Source organism: Flavobacterium sp. N502540 (assembly GCF_025947365.1).
Classification (GTDB): Bacteria; Bacteroidota; Bacteroidia; order Flavobacteriales; family Flavobacteriaceae; genus Flavobacterium.
The window spans coordinates 4,184,618-4,206,110 of the sequence record NZ_CP110012.1 but is presented as its reverse complement, the minus strand read 5'-3'; the positions used below and the strand labels follow the sequence as shown (position 1 = coordinate 4,206,110).

Below are 21,493 nucleotides of genomic sequence, written 5' to 3'. Positions count from 1 at the left end.
TGCTTAGTGTTATGTTCATTAATTCTTCGCTTCAGCAAATAAATACTAGCTTTCAGATAAGAGATTTTACTGAACTATACTTGAGCTCAATTATTATATCTCAAAAGCGAAAAAAAATGTACCTGAGTGGAGTAGTCATCTCATAGTGCATCAATCTGCCACAAAAAGCTGACGAACAATACCATTAAAGCTTTAGCTAATTTAATAAAAAAATGATAAAGTAGGATTTTATCTATTGCAATATATCTAAAAAGCGGGTAAAAAACTCAGTCACTATAGCAAAACACACTTGATAATAAGATAGTTAAAACCAAAATATTGTAAAATAGTTTATATCTAACACAAATACAGTTAACGCTTAATTACTCTGGCAGAAGATCGTATACCGCACATTTTTGACAGCAAATCAATTGTATTGCTATAAAATAAACTGACCTGCCAAATCAGGACAGGTCAACTTTTTACCATTTCTTGCTTACGTTTTTTCTATTCTCTTAACGAGTTCAACATAAATTGTACATTGCAAAACACTAAGGTTTCACAACACTCCGTTTTTTTTTAACTTTACAAAAAATAAACGAAATGAAAATAGTCATCATTGAAGATGAACATCTCGCCTCCACCTATCTCAAAAACATTCTGGAAGAGCAGACTATCCTTCTGATCAGAGAAATTACAGTACTGAAATCTGTAAAGGATGCCGTTGCCTTTTTCGCAGCGAATGCCGTTGATCTGGCATTTATGGATATTCATTTGGGAGATGGTAAAAGCCTCGATATTTTCGAGCAGGCTTTGGTTTCATGCCCCGTTATTTTTATCACTGCTTATGACTCTTATGCAGTAAAAGTTTTCAAGCATTTCACTATCGATTATCTTCTTAAACCTTACGAAGAGGAAGAATTACTCGAAGCTTTGTACAAATACAAAAACATAAAAGAAACCTTTAACAGCAATTCAGTTGTCGAATCTTTAGTTGAAATTGAGAATCAAAGTAACATTCAGCATCATTTTTTAGTGAGCCACAGAGATAAACTGATCTCTGTTAATGACACTTCGATTCCTTTTTTCTTTGCCACCGGAAAACATTTGTTTATCTACACCAACTCCGGCAGTAGTTATCTGTACAATAATAATTTGAAAGACCTCATCAATAAACTCGATCCGGCTCTTTTCTTTAAAATCAACAGAAAATATATTATCAACCGTCATTCTGTTCAGGAAATTGTGAAACATTCGAGCCAGAAAATCGAAATTTTACTGAATGTTACCGTTCCGGATACAGAACCTATTATTCTAAGCAAAAAGGAAATCAATAATTTTAAAAACTGGCTCGATTCCTAAAATTCAGTTGGAGTAAAGAATCTAAACTTCCAGACTATTCAGAATCCGGAAGTCTGTCGGCTTCATTCTTTTTTCGGTTGAAACGGTAAATCACAGTCAATCGGATATACCTTCCCTGCGAACGAAACTCTGATTCTAAATAATAGAGCGGTGTGCTGACCGTTTGTTTGGTTAGTTGCGAATTGAAAAGGTTGTTCACATTTAAAGTAACCGACATTTTATCGTTAAAAAAGTCCTTGTTTAAACCAATATTGGCCGAGTACTGTGCCTCGGTAACCGATTGAACTCCCTGATTTTTACCTCGGTATTTAAAACTAAAATCACCTGAAATTATTTTTGGAAACTTCACAACCGAACGAAAGCCCGACAACCAGGTTTCGTCTTCCACATCATAGACCACTTCTTTGTAAGTGCCTTGCTGCTTAAATTTGTAGTAATTAAAATCCAATGACAGTCTCAGCCATTTTGTTGGACTGTAAGTTGAAGAAACTTCTGCTCCGTAACGATCTTCGGTGTCCAGATTTACCGGTGTTCTCACAAAATAATTTTCATCTGTGCGCTGTAGAATATACTCGAAAAAATCGGTAGTGTGCTGATAATATACAGACGGATTAATACTGAATTTTCCGGGTTTGGCCAGTAAAGTCAATTCAAAAGAATTCGTAAACATCGGATTCAAATCAGGGTTTCCCACGGTAAGGTTGCGCAAATCTGAAAGCCCGGAAAAAGGATTCAACTGCCAAAACCTCGGACGGTTAATACGTTTACTGTAGCTAAGCTGTAAATCTGTTTTCTCGGTTAGATTGTATACTAAATGAACGGTTGGAAACAGGTTGATGTAATTTTTAGTGTTGCTGAACAAGTTCTTAGAATCGGCAATTTTTATATCGGACAATTCCGCCCGCAAACCTGCCAGATAACTGAACTTTTTAATTTTACTTCCAAACTGAATGTAACCACTATAGAGGTTCTCGTCGTATTTTAATTTATTGGTAAACTGATCCTGCAAAACCTCATCCAAAACCGTATAATAATCACTTCTAATGGCGCGCAAATCGCTTCTGATTCCCATCTCAATTTTAGAATTTTCGTTTATCGGATTTACAAAATCAGACTTTAGAAAGATATCGTTACTGCTTTCTATATCGCGGCTGTACAGATTAGAAACTTCCGGTTCATAAGGCATCGTTTTTTGCTGATCGATGTATTGATTTTCATCGTCGTGCCAAAAATCATATTGCAGGCTGGTCGTCCATTTTTTATCCTTTTTATCAAATGTTTTTACATAATTTAATTCTAAGGCATTGTAAAACTTTGGTTCCTTATAATTTTCGTAGCGATTGATGATACTGTCAATTGCATTATTGGCATTGGCATACTCGTACCCAATAGCCGTTTTGTAATTGTTATTGTTTCTGTCTCGATAGTAGCTTCCCGTTAAGGTATTTTTGGCATTAATGTAATAATCTCCTCCTATGTAAATATTGTAGATACTATTATTTCTTCGGATATCATCGTATTGATTCAGCGTGGTTACTACGTTGTTGCTGGTATTGCGCTGAAACTGTCTGTTGGAAGCAAAAACGTCAATGTAACGGTATCCTATATTGGAAAACAAATTGACTTTTTCGGTTTTATAACTCACATTGGCATTCAGATTATGATTTGCCGGATTTCCTATTCCTGCCTGCAGCGAACCGTTGAATCCCTGCATACTGTTTTTCTTTAGTATGATATTTATAATTCCTGCACTCCCCTGCGCTTCGTAAGCCGCTGAGGGATTTGTAATAACTTCTACCTTTTCAATATTCCCCGCCGAAATTTGAGACAAACCGTTATTGACCGTTAACATGGATGGTTTTCCGTTAATTAAAACCGTAACACCGCTATTGCCTCTAAGACTTACAGCCCCGGCAATATCTACATTTACAGAAGGAACATTATTCAAAATATCGTTAGCTGTTCCACCTTTTGAGAGAATGTCTTTTCCAACGTTGAATACTTTTTTATCCATTTTTAGTTCGACAGCCGATTTTTCAGCTACCACATTGACTTCATTTAGTTCATTGATTTCTTCTTCCAGTAAAACGTCTTTTAAAATCAAATCTTTCTGAAGTGAAATCGCGTTTACGGTGAATGGTTTGTAGGATATAAATTCGATTTTCAACTGATAATTTCCGGGAGGACTCTTGAAAACATACATCCCGTTTTCATCAGAAGAAACCGTACTTTTTTTCTGATCAGACGATTCCAGCGTGACGGTAACATAGGACAGGGATTGTTTTGTTTTTGAATCCATAACTTTTCCTTTAAGCGTAAATTCATTGGTCTGTGCCACAGCCTCAAAGCCTAAAGAAAGGATGATGAGTAAGATGAGCTTTTTCATTTTTGGTTTCGTTTATAATTTTCACCAAAACTCTTCTTTACTTGTATGCAAAAATTAAGCGCATGCTATACAGTTCTTTCAGATCGATAAACCATTAAATAACGAGTATTAACGATGTTTATCTACGCTTTTTAGGCGTTAATGTCTTTTTTGAACCTGTTTGTCGACACATTCTTTCTCTTTCTAAATAAATACTAACTTTGGTCTGCTATGTCAGTATTCGAAAAACTCATCAACTATTCCTCAGCACACAGAGTTCCAACACATATTGTGTTTTGGTTCTGCCTGTATATTATGTTCCTTGGTAAAAACAATTTTGATGATCCTGCATTAAACATTCCAAATGAAATGCTGGGAATTGCATTCGATCTGTTTTTCTCTATGCTGTTTGCCTATTTCCTTTCCTATCGCATTCTTCCGCGCTTAATGACGCCCAAAAATCATAGTATGGTCTGGCTTGAATTTATAGTGGGCTGTTATCTTATCTCGGCTATTAACCGAACTATAATCATTTATGTGCTGGAACCTATTGTACGCACCCCTCCTTTCATACAGGAGTCCATTTTTGAAATCTTTACAGATATTTCAAAGTTGTTTCGATCGTATTTTATTCAATCCTTTTTTCTTTCTTTATTCTTTGTTTTTGTAAAACAGGTTAAAAACCAGTATTTAGTTCAGAAAAAAGCATTGTTACTGGAAAAGCAAAAAGCAGAAACGGAACTAAAAGTGCTAAAAGCTCAATTGAACCCTCATTTTTTGTTCAATACACTCAACAATATTTATTCGCTTTCCCTTGTTAACTCGCCCATTACTTCACCATCAATTGCGGTTTTGTCTGAAATATTAGATTGTATTTTGTATCGCTGCAGCAGTACTTATGTTCCTGTTTCGCAAGAAATTGCATTGCTTAACAATTATATTGCACTTGAAAAATTGCGATATGACGAAAGGCTCAGTGTCATTTTTAATACCGATATCGACCATAATGATGTTATTGCGCCTTTAATTTTACTTTCATTAGTAGAAAATGCTTTTAAACATGGTGCCGGAGAAGATACGGATTCCCCCGTTATAGTTATTGATTTAAAACTAAAGAACAATCATTTTACTTTTACGGTTAAAAACACTATTGGGAAGAGTGAAACTGAATCTGAAAACGGTAAAATTGGACTGAACAATATCATACAGCAACTGGACAAAATTTATCCGGAAAATTATACTTTTGAGGTTACCAAAAACGATACTCATTTTACAGCCCATTTAGAAATCAAGCTGCAAAACGATTCCAACCAAGCTTAGAAAAATGAAAATAAGATGTTTATTAGTCGATGATGAGCCTTTGGCCATAAACCTGCTGCAAAATCACATCAGTAAGCTGGATTATTTTGAAATTGTAGGAACCTGTCCGAATGCCTTAAAAGCTGCCGAAGTATTAAGAACTACGGCTGTTGATCTGATGTTTCTGGATATTAAAATGCCTCAGATCACGGGAATTGATTTTTTAAAAACATTGAAAAACCCTCCGGCTATTATTTTCACAACGGCTTATCGTGAATATGCTTTGGAAAGCTACGAACATGACATTGTAGATTATTTACTCAAACCTATTACTTTTGATCGCTTCTTTAAAGCCACCGATCGTTATTTACGTATCAGTGGCCCAAGCAATACAAAAATTATAACGCCACCTCTCGAGAGTTTTATTTACATCAGAAGCGGTACTAAATTTCATAAAATCAATACGGACAATGTTTTGTTTATTGAAAGTGTGAAAGACTACATTGTGGTTCATCAGAAGGAAGGCATAAAACTAACCTCTAAATACAAAATCGGCGATATTGAAGCAGAACTTCAGGGAAAAGATTTTCTTCGCGTACACCGTTCTTTTATCATCAATTTAAAAAACATTACTGCCTTTACCGCTTATGATGTTGAAATTGGCTCCATAGAAATTCCCATCGGGGCAAGCTACAAAGAATATGTTTTTAAAATATTAAAAGGTTCATAACCGCGTCCCTGCTTGTCTTTAGAACTTAACAGCAATTTTCCCTATAGTCTTCCCTGACTCTAAAAGTTCATGTGCCTTTTTAATATTCGCTACTGTTAAACCTGTTAGGGTTACATTTAGCGTTGATTTTAGAATGCCCTGATCTAAAAGATCTGCCAGTGTATTCAGAATAACATGCTGTTCCTGCATATCATCAGTTTCATACATCGATCGGGTGTACATAAGCTCCCACGAGAAAGAGGCACTTTTATTTTTCAGTTTATTCAGCGCCACGGGATCACTGCTTCCGGTAATAGAAGCAATATGTCCTTGCGGTTTAATCAATTCGACCATAATATCCCAATAGGAATTCGTATCTACAAAATCTAAAATAAAATCGACCTGTTGAAACCCGGCTTCCTGAACTGAAGCAATTAAATTTCGGTGATCGACTACATAATCGGCTCCCTGCTCTTTGCACCAGGCTATAGTTTCTGGGCGGGATGCGGTTGCAATAACGGTTAAACCTGCAATTTTCTTGGCCAATTGAATAGCGATCGAACCTACTCCTCCTGCCCCTCCAATAATTAAGATCGACTTACCCTTATCTTTTTCAGGATTGATTCTAATGCGGTCAAAAAGAATTTCCCAGGCGGTTAAACCGGTTAAAGGTATGACTGCCGATTCTTCAAGGCTTAAGGACTTTGGTTTTCTGCCTACAATTCGTTCGTCAATATTTTGGTATTCGGCATTGCTGCCCGGTTTCGTAATATCTCCGGCATAAAAAACTTCATCTCCCACCTTAAACAGGCTTACTTTCTCTCCTACCGCTTCAACAATACCTACAGCATCCCAGCCTATAATCTTCGGAGTTTCTAAAACGGTATCTTTTGTACTATTCTGACGAATTTTAAAATCGACGGGATTAACAGATACTGCACTAATTTTTACTAATACATCACGTTCTCCGGGAACTGGATTTGGAGTTTCAAATGCTATAAAACTCTCTTCTTCAGCAATTGGCAACGATGTTTTAAATCCTATGGCTTTCATCTTTATAATTTTTAAATTCTATTATTACAAAGATAAATACAGTCCGAATCTTACAAACGGTATATTTTTATACTAAACCAGTATATTCTTATCAAAAGTCAATAGCACTTTAGAATTCTCAAATACTAAAAAAAGCTGATCCTAAAACCAGCTTCTTACTTTCACTATTTAAAATTTAGCGGCAAATTCTTTTGCAAAATCTTCCAGTTTAATTCGTCCTTCAACAGAACTATAATCGCCTAAAAAATGCGCTGCAATTTTACCGTTTCTAAAACCTGATCCCATTTCGGTATACAATTCAGCAATTTCTTCGGGTAGTCCCGCTTGTTTCATTCCGTCAAGAGATTGTACATCGGTAAATTCTATCCATGGTAAATCCGGTTTTCCAATGGCTAAGCCTAAAGTTTTGCCTACTTCATCCGGAGTTCGCACATCACTTACAATATAACGAATGTTCTTTCCCGCTATCGTTTTAAGTAATTCTTCAGACACTGCTGTGGCAATATCTTCAGGATGTACAAAAGGAATTGTAGTGTTAGAGGGATAATTTGCTCCAATAATTCCCGCTCCCTTAATCATTGGAACATCATGGTACAAATTCGTGTAGAAAAAACCCGCACGAAGATATGTAACCGATACGTTCTCTAATGACTCATACAATTTTTCGATATTATGAAGTCCGGCAATTGGACCATTTCCTCCCGGTAAATCTGCACCAATACTGCTCAGCATTACAACACGTTTTACTCCGGCAGCTGCTATGCCTTTTGCAAGTGCTTTACCGGCCTCCGTAGTATTGATAATGATATTAACTCCTCCCATATTAGGCGGAGTCATTGCAAACACAGCATCAGCTCCTTCAAATGCGCTTTGCAAAAAAGCGGCATCACTTACAGAACCTATCGCAGCTTTGGCTCCTGCTGCTTCAATCATTTTTACCCGGTCTGAACTACTACTGATTACTGTTACCTCATGTCCCGAGGCAATAAGTTTTTGGGTCAATGGCTTACCTATGTTTCCTAATGAACCTGAAATTGTAATTTTCATCTCTGTTTATTTTTTTATGTTCTGTAACAAAGGTATATTTGTACTTACTTTTATACAAGTACTTACCCTAAAGTATGCAATATGACCGCAATCAAAGAATCATCGACTATTCAGGAAAACAAGCAATATGCTTTAGACCAATGTCCTGTAACTTATGTTATGGAAAAAATTGGAGGCTATTGGAAACCCATTATCATTTACCATCTTTCAGGCGGGAGCAAACGTTACAGCGAATTAAAAAGGGCTATCCCTGCAGTTACCGAAAAGATGCTGATACAACATTTAAAACAGCTCGAAGCCGATCATCTTGTCATTAGAGAAGCTAAACCGGTTGTACCTCCTTTTGTGACCTATAGCTTAAGTCCTTCGGGAAAAGGCTTAATGCCTGTTATCGAAGCTATGGCGGCATGGGCCTTCAAGGATAAGGAAGATGGATTTAAAAATTCTTAAAATAGTTTGGTCTCAAAAATAATCATCAAAGTAGCAGAACATCTTGTTATCTTTACCTAAAAAGATCCAAATGGAAAAAACTTCTACACTACAGGCAGGTTTTATTTTAAGAATTGTTTTAGGAGTTACTATGCTCTCCGCTGTTGCAGATCGTTTTGGCTTTTGGGGTGCCCCTGGTGCTCCTGGAGTGGCATGGGGTAACTGGGATAATTTTATTACTTATACTCAAACCTTAAATGCTTATGCAAGCAGATCATTAGCCGAAATCTTAGGTGCTTTGGCTACTTTTTTCGAGATTTTGTTTGGTTTGTTTCTCATCATAGGATTTAAAACCCGTTACATTGCTTTGGGAACTGCAGGTTTAATGCTTCTTTTTGCTGTCTCCATGGCTGTTTCAGTCTCTATAAAAGCTCCTTTTGATTACTCGGTTCTAACAAGTGCTGCAGCAGCCTTATTGCTTTCTTCTTTGGAGAAAACGTATCTCGCTTTAGACAATCGATCCAAATAAAAATTTATAAAACTCATTCAAAACAAAAAAACCTCAAAAAATAACTACCTGCAAAAAGGCCAAAATATTTGGCTTTCAACCACCTGCTTACCTCAAATACAAATTTTATAAATCGCAATACAAATTATATAACAATTCCCAAATCTAAATTCTCAATTTAAACGTATGTATGAAAATACGATACTCCGGAGGAATTAAACTCAAATGGTAATGGTTTTTGGGGCATATTGAGCTTAATAACCTCCCGGGATATCGTTTATTAAATAATTTTAAACGAAGGAAAAGAGTGGAAAAGTTAAATGTCGAGAGATTAAAAAACAGTCTGGATTACTTGCAAAGCAAACAAAGGGAATTAAAAAGGCAAAATGAGGAAGATACCCGAACACTCGAATCTCTCATAAAGTATTTAAAAAAAGACATGATTGATCAGTATAAATTAACCAAATATGATTTATACATCAAGCAGGATGTTAAGGATACGGAGACTTTTATCCATAGTGTGCAAAAAATAATAGAAGACAACCAGTAAGTTCTTCAATCTTAGCGCATCATCAACCTCCCTGATTGTTCTTTAAAAATCAATCAGTTAGAATTATTTTGGCATTATTTTTCATCCTTTATACTTTAGGATAATGTCCTTTTAGTTTTTAATTAAGAAATAAAACAGTTCCTCTCCCAATTTCAATTCGTAAATTAGCGGTAACAAAATCGATACGAATGACAGTACTTACGTTTACCCTGATTATGATTCTTGGTGCTTTTTTAGCAGGTTTTATTGGCTCATTATCAGGTTTAGGTGGCGGGATTATCATAATTCCACTTTTAACAGTCATTCTTGGCGTTGACATTCATTATGCAATTGGTGCGGCTCTGGTTTCTGTAATTGCAACTTCTTCAGGTTCAGCCGCAGCTTATGTCAGAGAAGGCATCACCAACATGCGATTGGGTATTTTTCTGGAAATTGCCACCACAATAGGTGCTGTTTGCGGAGCCCTGCTTTCAACCATCGCTCCTACTTCGTTTATTGCCGTTTTATTTGGGCTCACTTTAATTTTCTCGGCTATCAATTCGCTTCGTAAAAAAGAAGAACATATTGTTTTAGAATCTAGCCCTTTGGCTAAAAAACTAAAATTAGAAGGTACTTATCCCACGCACAATGGTGAAGTTGTTCACTACGGAACTAAAAATGTTATAGGCGGTTTCAGTATGATGGGAATTGCCGGAATGATGTCCGGTTTATTAGGAATTGGTTCCGGAGCTTTTAAAGTAATTGCCATGGACAATATTATGAGAGTTCCGTTTAAAGTTTCTACTACCACCAGTAACTTTATGATGGGAGTTACCGCAATGGCAAGTTCTGTCATTTACATTCAGAAAGGATACATCGAACCCGGAATCTGTATGCCTGTAGTAGTCGGTGTGCTTTTTGGAGCGATGGCAGGAGCGAAAGTTCTCGTGAAAACAAATCCTAAGAAACTAAGAATATTCTTTGCCTGTCTCATCTTTGTATTGGCAGTAAATATGATCTATAACGGAATTAATGGAAAAATCTAAGACTATGCAACACGAAAAATTTGGAGAAAAAGATTTTCAAACCATTATCGGAAATTTATTGCGCTATGGTGTCTGGATTTCTTTATCCGTAGCTTTTATTGGTGGGATTGTTTACTTAATGCATCATCACGCAGACATTGAAGATTATTCGGTCTTTCATGAAAATGACCGTAATATCTTTGAAGTAATTTCGGCAATATATCAGGGCGTAATTCAGGGAAATGGCGAATCGTTGATCTTTTTTGGGATCATCCTGCTTTTTCTAACCCCGGTTTTACGTGTTCTACTATCACTATTTTCGTTTTTACTGGAAAAGGATTATCTGTATGTAGGTATTACTCTAATAGTTATAATCATTATCCTCATCAGTGTTTCCTTTGGTTTTTCTCATTAATTAATGGCTATAAGCCGTAAGCTTTAAGCTTTAGGCTTTCTTAAAAAGCTTACTGCTTAAAGCCTAAAGCTTAAGGCCTAAAGCTTAAGGCTAAAAAAAAATACTAACCGCGATAAGTATTGGGCTGTAGGCTTTCTAAAAAAAGCATATTGCTTAAAGCTTAAAGCTTAAAGCCTAAAGCCTAAAAAAATGGAAATAGGAATTGACAGTTTCGCTTCGGCGATGTATGGAGACCACAATACGCTAAGCAGTGTTGATGCAATGGAACAGCTGTTGCAAAGAATCGAGCTTGCAGATCAGGCCGGACTTGATGTTTTTGGCATTGGTGAACACCATAAAAAAGAGTTTTTAGATTCGGCAACCGCTGTGATTTTAAGTGCGGCTGCGGCACGGACCAAACGCATTCGATTGTCAAGTGCTGTTTCGGTTCTAAGTGCTGCCGATCCGGTAAGAGTCTATCAAAGTTTTGCAACTCTTGATTTAATTTCAAAAGGTAGAGCCGAAATTGTAGTAGGACGTGGATCTTCCATCGAAGCTTACCCCCTTTTTGGATTTAATCTGAATGATTACGACGAACTTTTTAAAGAAAAATTAGATCTCTTACTTCAAATCAGAGACAATGAATTTGTGACCTGGTCAGGAAAATTTCGCCCTTCCATAAATAATCTTCCAGTTTATCCCAGAGCTTTGCAGGAAAAACTTCCTGTATGGCTGGGTGTTGGCGGAACTCCTGAATCATTTATCCGGGCAGGATCTCTAGGACTTCCCTTAATGGTCGCGGTTATTGGAGGACAGACCCATCGTTTTCGTCCTTTAGTTGATTTGTATCGTGAAGCCGGAAAAGCTGCAGGTTACCAACCCGAAGAACTTAAAGTGGGACTACATTCACCCGGATTTGCTGCAAATACCACCGAAAAGGCTATTGAAGAGTATTATCCTGGCTATGCTGAACTTTGGACAAAATTAGGTCTGGAACGCGGTTGGCCGCCCGTGACCAAAGCCAAATTTGACGGATTAATTGACGATCAGGGTGTACTGATTGTGGGAGATCCTGAACGCATTGCTGATAAAATTTTGCGTCACAGTGAATCACTTGGCGGTATTTCGAGATTCACCTTTCAAATGGACAATGCCGGTCTCACGCACACACAACTCATGACTGCTATAGAACTTATAGGTACAAAAGTAATTCCACTCATTCAAAAAGGCTAGTTTTTTGCCACAGATTAAAAGGATTTCTTATTTGGTAAAACAAACAAACCCGACAGATTTTAAAATCTGTCGGGTTATTTTTTAAACGGCACTCAGTACCTTAGCACCTCAGTACCTTTGAACCTTAGCGCCTTAGTACCTAAAAAATCAGAACTTATACGTTACCCCCACTCTAAAGTTTCTTGGGGCTTCTGTTTGCCAATAGTAAGCCGTAAGCCACTCATAATAAGATCCGCTGTATAGGTATTTATCCAGAATGTTAAACACATTGGCAGTAATTTTAAATTTACCAGTTTCATAAGATAGACCTCCATCCAATTTAAAATAATTTGGCAATCTTACCCCTCCAACACTCCAGCTGTCTGTTTGACGGTCTGCCAGATAAGTCCCTCCTATCGAAGCTCCTAATCCTTTTAGCTTTCCGCTTTGAATGCTGTAGTTCAACCATGCATTTGCAGTATGTTTGGCAAAGCCCGGTACCACAGAACCAACACCTATAGTTGTAATAGCAGAGTTCGTTACAATCGATTCTGTAAAAGCATAATTAGCAATAAGATTAAGTCCATCAAATAATTTTCCTCTTACGTCAAATTCAATACCTTGTGCTCTTTTCTCTCCCAAAACAATTTTATAAACATCATTTGGACCATTTTTAGGATCAGAAGTAAGCTCATTTTGCTTTACGATACGATAAGCCGATAATGTAGTACTCCATGATCCGTCAAACCAATCTTTCTTAACCCCAAATTCTAAATTATTTCCTGTAAGTGGTTTTACGCGATCTCCATTTTTAATAATTCCGGATTGTGGAATAAAAGCCTGATCGTATAATCCGTAAAGGGCCAAATTATCGGTCACTGAATAACTAAATCCTACACGTGGTGTGATATGGCTGTCTGACTCTTCTGTTCCCCAGCTGTTTTGACTAATCCAGGTATATCGTGCTGCAAGAGTCAATCTTAATTTGTTTTCGAAGAAACCCAGCTCATCCTGAATATAACCTGCTGCATATTCTTGTGTCAATTTACCACCAGCCCTAATTGAAAGTGGTGTTGTACGATCGAAAGCCGGAAAGCCATTTGAAGGTGTACCGTAATTTGGGCTGTAAACATTAAATGGATTTGCAGCGGTATCAAGATCGTGAGACTGTCCCCAGTCTGCCATATAATCTTTATTACCCAAATCTACACCACTTAGTATTTTATGCGTAACAGACCCTGTATTGAACTTCCCATTTACGAATATCTGACCTAAATACATATTACTTTCTGCATCCCAAATGCCTACATTTCTAATAATGTTGCCTTTTCCGAGAGCATCTTCACTTGAACCAATTTTGCTGGGCCATGAACTATATCCTTGCTGAATGTACTTGAAATAAGAAGTTTGTGCTGTCAGTTTCCAGTTATCATCAAACTTATGCTCAAACATAAAATACCCGCTATGGTCCTGAATATTAGTATCCGGAATACCAGGCTGTGTCAGGGTAAATCCAACCGGTAAAGTGGTATATCCATCAGATTTAGGTCCAAATACATAATAAGAACCTACCTCAGTCATGTTGGCATACTGAAAATTGTATTCAGCCGTAATTTTTGTTTTATCATCAATCTGATACGTAAGTACCGGAGCAATTACATAACGGTTATTGTGTTCAAAGGAACGGTGCGAACCTCTGTTTTGGGCTGCAGCATTAAAACGGTACAATAACTTTCCTTTTTTATCCAATTTCCCGTCAAGATCAATACTCGCTCTGTAAAAATCATAACTTCCCGCAACTACACTGGCTTCACCCTTTGTTATTCCGGTTGGTTTCTTAGTTACTACGTTATACAATCCGCTTGGATCACCACTGGAAAGCATAAATCCTGCCGGGCCTTTTACAAATTCAATATGGTCTACAAAACTCATATCTTCGGTAAGCGGTCCCCAAGAAGAAGAAACCACATTAAAACCATTACGAAACGCCTGAACTTGTGAACCGCGCATTTTTATATTGGTATACAAATCTCCCCAATGCTCAGAGCGCACAGCACCACTCACATTTCGGATTACTCCATCACTCATACTCACAATCTGCTGATCTTTTAATGTCTGACCGCTCACAATCTGAATATTCTGCGGGATTTCCAATACAGGTGTTTGAAGACGTAAGGACAAAGAAGGTTTGTCTTGTTTGTATTTGTTTTTAGTAATCACCACTTCGTCCAAATCTTCCTGACTCTCCGAAAGCTTGAAATTTTTTGTTGTCGTTTGCTTTGCTGTCACTGTAATTCTGTCCTCAACGGGACGAATTCCAACTGCACTAATGTTGATGGTATAACTGGCAGGCTTAACATTTTTAATTTCGTACTGTCCGTGTTCGTTCGTAATAGCGCTGTATCTTGTTCCTTTAAGAGCGACAGAAACACCTTCTGCCGGCACATTTCCGGTTAAAGAAACCCTTCCGGTTACTTTTCCGTTTTCCTGCCCCATCATCACTAATGAGTTTAGAAAAATCAGAAAAAATAAAACTTTTTTTATTCTCATGGTATTCATAATTATTTGTATTGGTTTTTATTTCGCTGGTAAAAGTAATGGCTAAAACATCGTTTTGCAAATTATTTTTAATTATTCTAAATAAATATAATTTAAAATCAAATCGTTGAATACAATGCCAAAACTTATTATTTTGGATTATAAATCCGTCAATAGTAAATAACTCTGCTTATCTTTAAGGACAAAAACACCATCTCAATTATGAATCACACAAACACACTCAAAAAAGTAGCTATTGTGGGATACAACCGTATTCCGTTTGCGAGAGCTAATACTGCCTACGCCGAAGTTGGAAACCAACAAATGATGACCGCTGCTCTTGATGGTCTTGTAACCAAATACAATCTGAAAGGAAAATTAATCGGTGAAGTTGCCGGAGGGGCCGTAATCAAACATACTTACGACAATAATCTAATGAGGGAATGTGTCCTGAAAACAACACTCGATCCCGCTACTCCAGCCTGCGATTTGCAACAGGCTTGTGATACCGGAATCGAAAGTGCCATTTATATCGCTAATAAAATTGCATTGGGACAAATTGAATGCGGAATCGCCGGAGGTGTTGATTCTATAAGTGATATTCCGATGGCGGTGAGCGACAAACTTCGAAAAATTCTACTCCATGTCAGAAATGCAAAATCAATTACTGAAAAAATAAAGTTCTTTTTAAAAATTCGTCCTCGAGATTTGGCTCCGCTGGTTCCCAAAAATGAAGAAGTTCAAACCGGACTTTCAATGGGAGGTCACACCGAAATCACTGCCAAACATTACAAAATCTCTCGCGAAGATCAGGACAACTTTGCGCTAAAAAGTCATCTGAATATGGCGAAAGCCTATGATGACGGCTTTTTTGACGATATGATCACTCCCTTCAACGGACTTGACAGGGACAATAATTTAAGAAAAGACAGCACGCTGGAAAAACTGGCCAGGCTAAGACCCGCCTTTGACAAAATCAATGGAACCTTAACTGCAGGAAATTCAACTCCGTTAACTGATGGCGCTTCCTGCATTCTTTTAGCCAGTGAGGAATGGGCAAAAGAACATGATCTGCCCATTTTAGCTTACATCACCTTTGCTGAAATTGCTGCCATCGAATATGTCAAAAATCAGCAGAATCTTCTATTGGCTCCTTTGTTTGCTGTCAGTCGCATGCTTGATAAAGCAGGTTTGACCTTGCAGGATTTTGATTATTATGAAATTCACGAAGCTTTTGCCGCTCAGGTTTTAGCCACTCTGAAAATCTGGGAAAGTCCTGAGCTAAGTGCTCAAATTGGACTGCCTAAAACCCTTGGACCAATCGATCGCGAAAAACTGAATGTAAAAGGAAGCAGTCTCGCAGCAGCACACCCCTTTGCTGCCACAGGAGGTCGTATCATTGGTGTTATGGCTAAACTGTTAAACGAAAAAGGATCCGGACGCGGCCTAATTTCAATCTGCGCTGCCGGAGGACAAGGCGTGACCATGATAATCGAAAAATAATTAATTCCTATCGCTACGAACAACAAACCGGACAGGCTTTAGAAACCTGTCCGGTTTATTATTTTTAAAACCAAACTGTAACAAAATCAAAAGAAAAGTCTCTATAGTATAAAAAACGCTAATCAATTAATCCAAACATTACTACATGAGAACTTTAAAACTTACCACTTTACTCATTTTCACTTTCTTTTCATTTTCGAAAATAAATGCTCAGACCACTCCTAACGACAGTATAAAACTGGATTACACTAAGATCTACTCGCTGGCTTTAGATGGGAATCCAAAATCAGCTTTGCCGCTATTGGAAATCGATCCCAATAAAAAAATAGCTGATAAAGACTTAAAATTCAAAACCAACTTTGAAAACCGATTTAAGTTTGCAGAAGACAAAAGTGATTTTCTGGAAACCCGAAAATCAAAAATAGATCAGTTATTAAAGATTTACAGAGATTACTGGCGTTTCTCTTTCCTAAACAAAGAAAAGAAAACCGATACTCTGATCCTGAAAAACGTTTCGAATTTTCTTAAAACGAATTTCCCGTCTGCCAAAAACCTAACGCTTAACGAAGACAGCATCAATGTCTATCAAAAAAAATACATCGCGAGTTTAGGTTATCATACGACCGGATTTGGAAAAACAGGAGGTTTATATGACTTACTCGTTTGGAAAACAGAAAAAGACACCATCTACAAAGTTACTTATGATGGAAAAGAAACTCCAATTAAAATCTATTTTATGGATGATTTTGTCACCCTGGGCTGGAGCGAATATGCTACTCTGGGACGCTATTATCCTGCAGGCTGGGCTACAAAAGAAGCTTTGTTTTGCGTAAAAAAAGCCTATGACTTAAAATCCGAAAACTTTAGAGTAAGCTACATTGGTCATGAAGGAAGGCACTTTGCCGACTATAAACTATTCCCAAAATTAAAAGGGGTTGGTTCTGCCGATCTGGAATACAGAGGTAAATTAACTGAAGTTTCTCTTTATTCTCAGGAAGGTCTGATGAAACGATTGCAGTTTTTTATCAATACCGGAAACTATGATAGCGATAATGGCCATTCAATTGCCGCTTATTGTGTGATAAGAGATTTATCAAGAGTTTTATTTGGAAACGATTTCGAAAAGGACATCAACAAATGGAAAGCAATTCCGGCAAGCAAAATAAATGAAGCCGCATCTAAACTCCTGGCTGAAAACACAAAGGCACTTGAGAAAATCCCGAATGTAGAGAAATTCATCAAATAGTACTTACATAAGATATGAAAAACATTTAACACATAGAAACATAGACTTGAATTCTAAGAAGTGGATACAAAAGACAAAAACATTTCTTTTGCATAGTTATACGTTTTATTTGAAGTGAAACGTCTTCTATTCCGTTCGAAAACCTATGTCTCTATGTGTTAAAATAAAACCACAGAAAGAAACCGAAAAATAGAAAACCCTTTAACCCGAGCGATAGCGAACAGGCGAAGCAATCTGAATGCTAAACTCCTAACCCAATTATTTTGAATTGTAATAAACAGTTCAAATAATAGTTTTTTCTTTACAAAAAACCATTTTTTTATAGTAAATTAGACCTCCTTTTAAATCAAGTCACTTATAAAATTTGTGTATAAATTCATTTTAAACTAAAATAAAAATGATTGACTCCAAAATACCCGAAGGTCCACTAGCCGATAAATGGAATAATTACAAAGCAAAAGCGAAGCTTGTAAATCCAGCCAACAGAAAAAAACTGAACGTTATTGTTGTTGGAACCGGACTTGCAGGTGCATCCTGCGCAGCCTCTCTGGCTGAACAGGGTTATAATATTCAATCCTTTTGTTTTCAGGATTCTGCCCGACGCGCCCACTCTGTGGCGGCACAAGGAGGAGTTAACGCTGCAAAAAACTACAAAAACGACGGCGACAGTACTTTCAGAATGTTTTATGATACCATCAAAGGTGGTGATTTCAGATCCCGGGAAGCCAATGTATATCGTTTGGCTGAATGTTCCGCACATTTGATCGACCATGCTGTGGCGCAAGGCGTTCCTTTTGCCAGAGAATATGCCGGATATTTAAACAACAGATCTTTTGGAGGTGTTCAGGTTTCGAGAACATTCTACGCACGCGGACAAACTGGTCAGCAGCTTTTATTAGGTGCTTATCAGGGATTGTTGCGTCAGGTATCCTTAGGAAAAGTAACGATGCACACCCGTCACGAAATGCTGGAATTAGTAATTATTGACGGAAAAGCAAAAGGCATTATAGCCCGAAATCTCGAAACAGGAGCTTTAGAACGTCATGTTGCCGATGCAGTTGTACTGGCTTCGGGAGGCTACGGAAAAGTATATTATCTTTCTACACTGGCTATGGGCTGCAACAGTTCTGCCATCTGGCGAGCACATAAAAAAGGTGCTTATATGGCCGGAGTAAGCTGGATTCAGTTCCACCCTACCTCGCTTCCGCAACACGGAGCCAACCAATCTAAACTCACTTTAATGTCAGAATCTTTGCGGAACGATGGTCGAATCTGGGTTCCGAAAAAAGCCAAGGACGCACGAAATCCCAATACCATTCCCGAAGAAGAACGTGATTATTATCTCGAACGTCGTTATCCCTCTTTTGGAAATCTGGCACCACGTGATATTTCATCGCGGGCGGCTAAGGAACGGATTGATGCCGGACATGGTGTCGGGCCAATGAAAAACGCTATTTATCTCGACTTTTCAGATGCTATAAAAGCACAGGGGAAAAATACTATTGAAGCCAAATACAGTAATCTGTTTGCCATGTATGAAAAAATTACCGGTATCAACGCTTACAAAGAACCTATGCTAATTTCTCCCGCTGCCCATTTTACTATGGGTGGACTCTGGGTCGATTATGAATTAATGACCTCTATTCCCGGGTTATTTGCTTTGGGGGAAGCCAATTTTGCCGATCATGGCGCTAACAGACTCGGGGCGAATTCTTTGCTTCAGGCTTGCGTAGACGGTTATTTTATAGCTCCATATACAATTCCGAATTATTTGGCAGGAGAATTAAACGCTCCAAAAGCAACCATCAACCACCCCGCTTTTGACGAAGCCGAAAAAGTCGTTCGGGCACAGCTCGATCGTTTTTTAAATAGCAAAGGCACCCTTTCAACCGATCACTTTCATAAAAAAATTGGACGATTACTTTATGAAAAATGCGGTCTTTCGAGAAGCAAAGTAAAACTGGAAGAAGCCATTGAAGATATAAAAGCCCTGAAAGCTTCTTTTGAAAAAGATTTACTGATTACCGGAGATGATACCTTAAACAGTGAACTCGAAAAAGCCGGAAGAATTGCCGATTACATAGAGCTGGCCGAATTAATGTGTTACGATGCTTTACAAAGAGAAGAATCTTGTGGAGCTCACTTTCGCGAAGAATACCAAACTACCGATGGTGAAGCAGTTCGAAATGATAATGATTTCTGCTATGTTTCAGCATGGGAATGGAAAGGGGAAGCCAAACCGCCTGAATTGCACAAAGAACCTCTCCTATTCGAATCGGTTGAACTTGCAGTAAGAAGTTACAAATAATCAAAAGTTAAAGAAATATGAAACTATCTCTTAAAATATGGCGGCAATCTGATAGTTCCTCTAAAGGAAAAATGACCGATTATGAAATAGATGCCGTTTCAGAACATATGTCTTTTCTGGAAATGCTCGATCTTTTGAATGAATCCTTAATTCAGAAAAAAGAACGGGTTATTGAATTTGATCACGATTGTCGGGAAGGAATATGCGGACAATGTGGTGTGATGATCAACGGAAGAGCTCATGGTCCTCTAAAAAATACCACAACCTGCCAGCTTCATATGCGAAGTTTTAAAGATGGAGATACTATTTATATTGAACCTTTTCGGGCAAAAGCTTTTCCTGTACTCCGAGATTTAAAAATCGACCGTTCGGCTTTTGATACCATCATTGCATCCGGTGGTTTTATCGGAGCTTCAACAGGTCAGGCACCGGAAGCCAATAGTATTCCCATATCCTATGAAACCGCCGAAGCATCTTTTGATGCGGCAGCCTGTATTGGGTGTGGTGCCTGCGTAGCCACTTGTAAAAATGCCAGTGCCGCCCTATTTACGGGGGCAAAAATCACCCATTTGGCTTTGTTGCCACAGGGGCAAATCGAAGCTTCAAAAAGAGTGCTGAGCATGGTAAGCCAAATGGATGCCGAAGGTTTTGGGAACTGCTCAGACACCAGGGCCTGTGAAATTGAATGCCCTCAAGGCATTTCGATACTTTCGATCGCCAAAATGAATGCCGAATATACCAAAGCTTTAATTTTTAAAAAATAATACATCAATCATTTAATAAAATACACATAGAAACATAGACTTATCAAACTCAGAAATATCATTTCATAAGTTGAAAATACAAGCAACAAACCATGCGGAAGAAATGTATTTCATTTTGAAACCTTTTTGCCCCATTATTTCTATGCTTCTATGTGTTTATTAAAATAAAATCGTCTTAAAAAAACAAACCCGATACGTTTCAAAAACCTGTCGGGTTTACTTTATTAGATCAGACGGTAAAATAAGGCGTTAAAATATCTTCAAAATTATACAGTCCTTTGGGTTTGTTTTTCAGATTTTCGGCAACAAAAACAACTCCGTTTCCAAATGCTTCCCTCGAGATCGATTCATGAATTAAACGAACCGTCTGATAAGGAAATCCAAATATAACCTCATGCTTACCTACTATTCCTCCTGCTCTTACGGAGTTGATATTGTCTTTATCAAGTTCCAAAGCTTCCGCAATTTTAACCGCTGTTCCTGAAGTTCCTTCTTTCTTTTTAAAATGTTCTTCATTCACTTCAATATCCACCCAGGGAGCAATTTTCTTTAAAAATTTAGCTGCAAACAGCAAATAATTGACCCCAAGCGTAATATTGGGTGACCAAAAGACCGTAGTTTTATGTGCCAGTTTCTTTAATAACTGTAACTCTTTGTCTTTGTAATGAGAAATTGCCGAAATAATTTTGACCTTTCGCTTTGCAGCAACTTCTCCATAACTATAAATACCTTCATTGGAAGAAAAATCAATAATAACATCGACCGGATGTTTGTCCAGCAAATCTTCCATTTTCACTTTAGAACCAGAGTAAATTAACCCTGGTTCTTTTGACGGAATACCAAGAAATTCTGAAACAGATCTGTGTTCTAAAACCGTACTTTGTCTTAAAACCCATTCCAGGCAAAATTTATTGTTTTCCAGTAGTACAGTAGCTACTGATTTTCCAGTCTTTCCGAATCCTATTAAACCTATTTTCATAATTCACTTTTTTATGAGCAGACTGCCCGTTTATAAAATTGACACTTTTGAAACTTCATGTCAAATCAAAAATTCAATTATTAACTAAGCTGATAATTATCCTCTTCTAGTAAAAATAGAGATTATATGCCGAGATCACTAGCAATAACTTTCATAAGTAACAATAATCGAACACGTTAACAGGAATACTACTGTAAAAATATTTTATAAGAAGCTCTAAAGACGTTTTTGGAATGACTGCCCG

18 protein-coding genes are annotated in these 21,493 nt (G+C 37.6%); 13 read left to right on the top strand and 5 right to left on the bottom strand.

Going from position 1 to position 21,493, the window contains the following annotated elements; all coding sequences use genetic code 11:
• Window positions 1-582 precede the first annotated feature (582 nt).
• Entirely contained in the window at window positions 583-1,341 is a 759-nt protein-coding gene (locus tag OLM58_RS17670; protein WP_264529939.1) for a LytR/AlgR family response regulator transcription factor, read from the top strand.
• Between the two features lie 34 nt (window positions 1,342-1,375).
• Here the strand turns inward: OLM58_RS17670 and OLM58_RS17665 are convergent, their stop codons facing one another.
• Window positions 1,376-3,727: a TonB-dependent receptor gene (locus tag OLM58_RS17665; RefSeq protein WP_264529938.1), complete on the bottom strand. Its 2,352-nt coding sequence runs from the start codon at window positions 3,725-3,727 to the stop codon at window positions 1,376-1,378.
• Window positions 3,728-3,937: 210 nt separating this feature from the next.
• Between OLM58_RS17665 and OLM58_RS17660 the strand changes: the two genes are divergently transcribed.
• A complete protein-coding gene (locus tag OLM58_RS17660; protein WP_264529937.1) occupies window positions 3,938-5,026 on the top strand; it encodes a sensor histidine kinase in 1,089 nt (362 codons plus the stop codon).
• Window positions 5,027-5,030: 4 nt separating this feature from the next.
• On the top strand, window positions 5,031-5,735 hold the full coding sequence (locus OLM58_RS17655; RefSeq protein ID WP_264529936.1) for a LytR/AlgR family response regulator transcription factor: 705 nt from the start codon (window positions 5,031-5,033) through the stop codon (window positions 5,733-5,735).
• A gap of 18 nt (window positions 5,736-5,753) precedes the next feature.
• On the opposite strand, the gene OLM58_RS17650 is transcribed toward OLM58_RS17655, so the two are convergent.
• Both OLM58_RS17650 and OLM58_RS17645 read right to left on the bottom strand, forming a co-directional pair.
• On the bottom strand, window positions 5,754-6,767 hold the full coding sequence (locus OLM58_RS17650) for a zinc-binding alcohol dehydrogenase family protein (protein WP_264529935.1): 1,014 nt from the start codon (window positions 6,765-6,767) through the stop codon (window positions 5,754-5,756).
• A gap of 168 nt (window positions 6,768-6,935) precedes the next feature.
• Entirely contained in the window at window positions 6,936-7,814 is an 879-nt protein-coding gene (locus OLM58_RS17645; protein WP_264529934.1) for an NAD(P)H-binding protein, read from the bottom strand.
• A gap of 81 nt (window positions 7,815-7,895) precedes the next feature.
• Between OLM58_RS17645 and OLM58_RS17640 the strand changes: the two genes are divergently transcribed.
• The 6 genes from OLM58_RS17640 to OLM58_RS17615 all read left to right on the top strand — a co-directional run bounded on the left by OLM58_RS17640 (window position 7,896) and on the right by OLM58_RS17615 (window position 11,932).
• On the top strand, window positions 7,896-8,264 hold the full coding sequence (locus tag OLM58_RS17640) for a winged helix-turn-helix transcriptional regulator (protein WP_264529933.1): 369 nt from the start codon (window positions 7,896-7,898) through the stop codon (window positions 8,262-8,264).
• 70 nt (window positions 8,265-8,334) lie between these two features.
• Entirely contained in the window at window positions 8,335-8,772 is a 438-nt protein-coding gene (locus OLM58_RS17635) for a DoxX family protein (protein WP_264529932.1), read from the top strand.
• Window positions 8,773-9,058: 286 nt separating this feature from the next.
• Window positions 9,059-9,301: a hypothetical protein gene (locus tag OLM58_RS17630; RefSeq protein WP_237732288.1), complete on the top strand. Its 243-nt coding sequence runs from the start codon at window positions 9,059-9,061 to the stop codon at window positions 9,299-9,301.
• A 188-nt stretch (window positions 9,302-9,489) separates the two neighbouring features.
• Entirely contained in the window at window positions 9,490-10,326 is an 837-nt protein-coding gene (locus tag OLM58_RS17625; protein WP_264529931.1) for a sulfite exporter TauE/SafE family protein, read from the top strand.
• A gap of 4 nt (window positions 10,327-10,330) precedes the next feature.
• Window positions 10,331-10,720 carry a DUF1634 domain-containing protein gene (locus tag OLM58_RS17620; protein ID WP_264529930.1) on the top strand — a complete coding sequence of 130 codons (390 nt, stop codon included), beginning with the start codon at window positions 10,331-10,333 and terminating at the stop codon, window positions 10,718-10,720.
• Window positions 10,721-10,909: 189 nt separating this feature from the next.
• Entirely contained in the window at window positions 10,910-11,932 is a 1,023-nt protein-coding gene (locus OLM58_RS17615; protein WP_264529929.1) for an LLM class flavin-dependent oxidoreductase, read from the top strand.
• Window positions 11,933-12,079: 147 nt separating this feature from the next.
• On the opposite strand, the gene OLM58_RS17610 is transcribed toward OLM58_RS17615, so the two are convergent.
• Window positions 12,080-14,461, bottom strand: coding sequence for a TonB-dependent receptor (locus tag OLM58_RS17610; RefSeq protein ID WP_264529928.1), 2,382 nt, complete (start codon window positions 14,459-14,461; stop codon window positions 12,080-12,082).
• A 210-nt stretch (window positions 14,462-14,671) separates the two neighbouring features.
• On the opposite strand from OLM58_RS17610, the gene OLM58_RS17605 reads away from it, so the two are divergent.
• The 4 genes from OLM58_RS17605 to OLM58_RS17590 all read left to right on the top strand — a co-directional run bounded on the left by OLM58_RS17605 (window position 14,672) and on the right by OLM58_RS17590 (window position 20,270).
• Window positions 14,672-15,952 (top strand): acetyl-CoA C-acetyltransferase, encoded by a 1,281-nt coding sequence (locus tag OLM58_RS17605; protein ID WP_264529927.1) that lies wholly within the window; start codon window positions 14,672-14,674, stop codon window positions 15,950-15,952.
• Between the two features lie 145 nt (window positions 15,953-16,097).
• A complete protein-coding gene (locus OLM58_RS17600) occupies window positions 16,098-17,198 on the top strand; it encodes a hypothetical protein (RefSeq protein WP_264529926.1) in 1,101 nt (366 codons plus the stop codon).
• Between the two features lie 397 nt (window positions 17,199-17,595).
• A complete protein-coding gene (locus OLM58_RS17595) occupies window positions 17,596-19,506 on the top strand; it encodes a fumarate reductase/succinate dehydrogenase flavoprotein subunit (RefSeq protein ID WP_264529925.1) in 1,911 nt (636 codons plus the stop codon).
• A gap of 17 nt (window positions 19,507-19,523) precedes the next feature.
• Window positions 19,524-20,270 (top strand): succinate dehydrogenase/fumarate reductase iron-sulfur subunit, encoded by a 747-nt coding sequence (locus OLM58_RS17590; protein WP_264529924.1) that lies wholly within the window; start codon window positions 19,524-19,526, stop codon window positions 20,268-20,270.
• Window positions 20,271-20,499: 229 nt separating this feature from the next.
• On the opposite strand, the gene OLM58_RS17585 is transcribed toward OLM58_RS17590, so the two are convergent.
• Window positions 20,500-21,249, bottom strand: a complete 750-nt coding sequence (locus tag OLM58_RS17585; RefSeq protein WP_264529923.1) for a 4-hydroxy-tetrahydrodipicolinate reductase — start codon at window positions 21,247-21,249, stop codon at window positions 20,500-20,502.
• Window positions 21,250-21,493: the final 244 nt, after the last annotated feature.